Annotated in this window: 1 pseudogene; it reads right to left on the bottom strand. The window is 66.4% G+C overall.

Going from position 1 to position 435, the window contains the following annotated elements:
- Window positions 1-115 precede the first annotated feature (115 nt).
- Window positions 116-435 (bottom strand): annotated as a pseudogene (locus MTX35_RS25420) (MFS transporter); the annotation flags it as partial.

Genomic DNA, 435 nt, shown 5'->3' with positions numbered 1-435 from the left:
GCTACTGCCCTGTTCGTGGTGGTCGAGGTCGAACACTTCATGCAGTCCCAAGCCCGAGCCCAACTCCGGGCCACAGACACGAATCACACCGAAGAATAGACACCCTGGCCGACCTTCACCGACGTCCATCACCCGCGGTGGCTGTCGTACGGCTGCGTCTACCTGGCGCAAAGACGGCGAGGACGAGTGCCCCAGCGGCGGTCAGCGCCGCCAACGCCAGTGTCGCCTGACCACTTCCGTGTACGAATGCGGCTCTGGCGAACTCGGCCAGCGGCTGACCAGCTGGTCCTGCGCGGTCGGCGACCTGTAACGCGGCGGCCAGAGAATCGGCCACCGGACCACGGGCAGGCTCGGGTAGCTGGGGCAGAGCCGGCTGAATGTGCTGAACGTAACCGGCCGCGAGCACGCTACCGGCTACCGCAATCCCAATCGCGG

The organism is Rhodococcus sp. ARC_M12, from assembly GCF_022810385.1.
Taxonomy (GTDB): domain Bacteria; phylum Actinomycetota; class Actinomycetes; order Mycobacteriales; family Mycobacteriaceae; genus Rhodococcoides; species Rhodococcoides navarretei.
The sequence above is the reverse complement of the archived record's forward strand: the minus strand, read 5'-3'. Positions and strand labels throughout refer to the sequence as shown.